This is a genomic window from Streptomyces sp. BRA346 (assembly GCF_052851135.1).
This window is the reverse complement of the sequence record NZ_JAIWIH010000126.1, coordinates 1-3,250: the sequence shown is the minus strand read 5'-3', so window position 1 is coordinate 3,250 and position 3,250 is coordinate 1. Positions and strand designations below refer to the sequence as shown.

General features: G+C 67.7%; 4 protein-coding genes. All 4 read left to right on the top strand.

Features of this window, described 5'->3' with window-relative positions:
• Positions 1-165 precede the first annotated feature (165 nt).
• The 4 genes from LCH29_RS43660 (at position 166) to LCH29_RS43645 (ending at position 3,092) form a co-directional block, all read left to right on the top strand.
• The gene (locus LCH29_RS43660) at positions 166-540 is read left to right on the top strand and encodes a TetR family transcriptional regulator C-terminal domain-containing protein (RefSeq protein WP_446467236.1); all 375 of its coding nucleotides are present in this window, start codon (positions 166-168) and stop codon (positions 538-540) included.
• 36 nt (positions 541-576) lie between these two features.
• A complete protein-coding gene (locus LCH29_RS43655; protein ID WP_446467235.1) occupies positions 577-1,407 on the top strand; it encodes a zinc-binding dehydrogenase in 831 nt (276 codons plus the stop codon).
• A gap of 123 nt (positions 1,408-1,530) precedes the next feature.
• Positions 1,531-2,337, top strand: coding sequence for a DUF4277 domain-containing protein (locus tag LCH29_RS43650; protein WP_446467234.1), 807 nt, complete (start codon positions 1,531-1,533; stop codon positions 2,335-2,337).
• Positions 2,316-3,092, top strand: coding sequence for an IS1634 family transposase (locus tag LCH29_RS43645; RefSeq protein ID WP_446467237.1), 777 nt, complete (start codon positions 2,316-2,318; stop codon positions 3,090-3,092). Before LCH29_RS43650 ends, LCH29_RS43645 begins: the two co-directional genes overlap by 22 nt.
• Positions 3,093-3,250: the final 158 nt, after the last annotated feature.

Here is a 3,250-nt window from a genome sequence, read left to right as displayed (position 1 = left end):
ACTACGCCAACCAGGCAACGGCCGAACAAGTGAACCTGAAACCACGTCAACCCGCCCTGACCAGCTAGTCAGCCACCCCCGTACAGCGGGGGAACCTCATTCCGTGACAAGGACGAGATACTGCTGGCCGCGTTCCAGTACGCGTGCGACGCCACTGAATGCCGCTTGGAGCCGGCCATCGCCGAGTCCCGCGGGCTCGCCGCCTTGCGCGGTCTCTGCCATGAGCTGATGCCGCTGGATGACACCCGGCTGCTGGAAGCCAGGGTGGTCATCGCGTTCTGCGACCGCGCCGTCTACGACCCGCGCATGTCGGCAGCGTACGAAACCACCATGGACCGGTGGCGGACACTGATGCACAACTGCCTCGCCCAGGCGAGGACACTCGGCGAGGTCACCACCGAAGCGTCGGACGTGCACATCGTCGAAATGCTGTTCGCCGTCGTATCCGGTTTCCAGGTCAATGCCGTACTGACACCGCAGGCCACCACGGCGACACGTCAACTGGAGGTTCTGGAGAGCCTCCTGGCGTCCTACGCCTGACGCGGCCCTACTCGCACCGCCCTCGCGCTGCACGCGTTGGAGGCACCCCGTGCACACACACCGCTCGAGGGCCGCACTCTCGGGCGCGTCGTCGCCTCGCGGACGCCGGAGCTGACCGAAGGGGAGATCGTGTTCCACCGGCAGGGCTGGCGCACGCACTCCCTAGTCCGGCCCGAAGAGATCCGCAAGTTTCCCCGCTTCGACGGGGTCCCGCTGACGGCCTACCTGGGCGTCCTCGGCGGTACCGGACTGACCGCCTACGTGGGCCTCACCCGCATCGCCCGGCTCCGCGAGGGCGATGACCTCTTCGTCTCCGCCGCGGGCGGCGGCGTCGGCACGGCCACCGGCCGGTTCGCCCGGCTGCTGGGCGCAGGCCGGCTCGTGGGCAGCGCGGGCTCGGCGGCGAAGGTCGACCACCTGACCCGGGAGGTGGGCTACGACGCGGCGTTCGACTATCACGACGGCCCTGCCGTTGAACTGCTCGCCAAGGCTGCACCGGACGGCATCGACGTCTTCGTCGACAACGTCGGCGGAGAGCAACTGGCAGCCGCGGTGGGCGCACTGCGTGAGTTCGGGCGCATCGTCCGGATCGGCACCATCAGCCGCTACAACAACCCGGACGCGCCCCCGCCGCACTTCAACTACTCGGACATCGTGGAGAAGAGCCTTCGCATGGAGGGCTTCCTGGTCAGCAACTATCGCGACCTGCAGGACGAGCTGTACGCCTTCGCGGTCCCCCATCTGCAGAGCGGCCGGCTCGCGCTGGACCAGACGGTGGTGGACGGATTCGAGAACATCGTGGACGCATTCCTGGGCATGCTGCACGGCAAGAACACCGGAAAGATCATCGTGCGGGACCACACGTAGGCATGGTCCGGCCGTCTCGCGCGTGCCACATCACTTCGTCGGCCGAGCACGCCTCCTGCCCGCCGTGTCGCTGTCCGGTGTGAGCGTGCCCCGCTGCGCATGCGCGCGGTGGTGAGCCAGGTGGTGACCAAGCGTCTGGGCGCTCTGCCCGTGGTCGCGGAGTTCCTGCATCGGGTGCGGCTGGTGGAGACCGTCGATGGGCTGTGTTCGGTGCGTGATCCGGCGCTGGCCACGCACGGTGAGGTGATCGAGGCCCTGGTCGCCAATCGGCTCACCAGCCCCCGGCCCCTGGTCCGTGTGGAGGACTGGGCGCGGACTTGGGCGGTCAAGGAGGTCATGGAGCTCGATCCCGGGCTGCTCAACGACGACCGGCTCGGCCGTGCCCTGGACGCGATCGCCCCGCCCCTGGACGAGATCACCGGATCGATCACCGCCTGGGGGATCTGCGAGTTCGGGATCGACCTCGATGTCGCTGACCGGGGCCTTCGACGCCGAAGGCCAGGACCCGGACTATCCCGAGGTCGCCTACGGGCACCCCAAGGACCGGCGGGTGGATCTCAAGCAGATCCAGGCCGGCCTGGGGGCAGCGCGGACGGGGCGGTCCCGCTGCTGGCCACGGCGATCTCCGGACAGAGCGGCGAGAACACCCAGGTGGTCTCGGCGATGGCGCGGTTCCAGAAGACCGCCGCCGTCAATCGCTTCCTGATGATCGGCGACAGCAAGCTGGTCTCCTACGACAACCTCACCGCCCTCTCGGCCGCGCAGGTCGAGTTCATCGCGCCACTCGCGGCCTCGGCCACCGACCCGGCGGTGTTCGCCGCCCTTGACCCCGCCACTGCCAGGCCAGTCGATTACATTCCGCTGCGTGTGGCCGACCGCCCCACCATGACCGCCCCGACTATCGAGTCCTGGAGGACACCCACACCCTGACCGGCAAGCGCAAAAGCGATCCGCCGATCACGGTGCGCCGCATCCTGGTCTACAGCGCCGGCAACGCTCTCGCGCAGGCCAAGGCCCGCGACAAACGCCTTTCCAAGGCCCGTGACGACCTGGACAAGCTCGCACGGCTGGCCGGCAGCCGCTACTACCCGACCCGCGACAAGGTCTGCGCGAAGATCGGGGTGATCACCGCCAAGCGGCGCGTCACCGACTGCCTGCGCACTCACATCAACGACGGCCCTGACGGGAAACCGGCCCTCACCTGGAATTTCGCCCCGGACGTACTCGACACACAGGCCAACGCCGACGGCTGGTACGCCCTGATCACCAACCAGGATCCCGCGAAAGCCGACGCCGCCGCGGTGTTCCGGGCCTACAAGGGCCAGCCCCAGGTCGAGCGCCGCTACAGCGAGCTCAAGGGTCCCCTGACCGTGACACCGGTCTTCCTCCACGGCAACAAACGCATCGCCGCACTGCTGCACGTACTCGTGCTCGCTCCGCTCATCTACAGCCTGATCGAACGACAGGTACGCCGGGCCCTGGGACGCGAAGGCAGCCCGGACGGCAGGATGACTGGCCTCTACCCGGACAACCGCCGCGAACGCCCCACCGCCCGCATGATCTTCTACCACCTCGGCGAACTCAACCTGGCCATCACCCCCGGCAGTTGCACGCCCCAAATACTCCACATCACCCGAGGCGTGCAACTGCGCCTCCTCAACCTGCTGGGCATCAACCTGACCTGACCAGCGCCAGCCCGATAGACCTCACTCAGACCAGTGACGTGCGGGGGATGGGTCTAAAAAGTCCTTGCAGAATGATCTTCGTGTGGCACGGTGGAAGGGCAAGTGATCTCGTTCCTCGGGAGTGAGGATGCACCGGCCGAAGCCGTGGGAGATCAGTG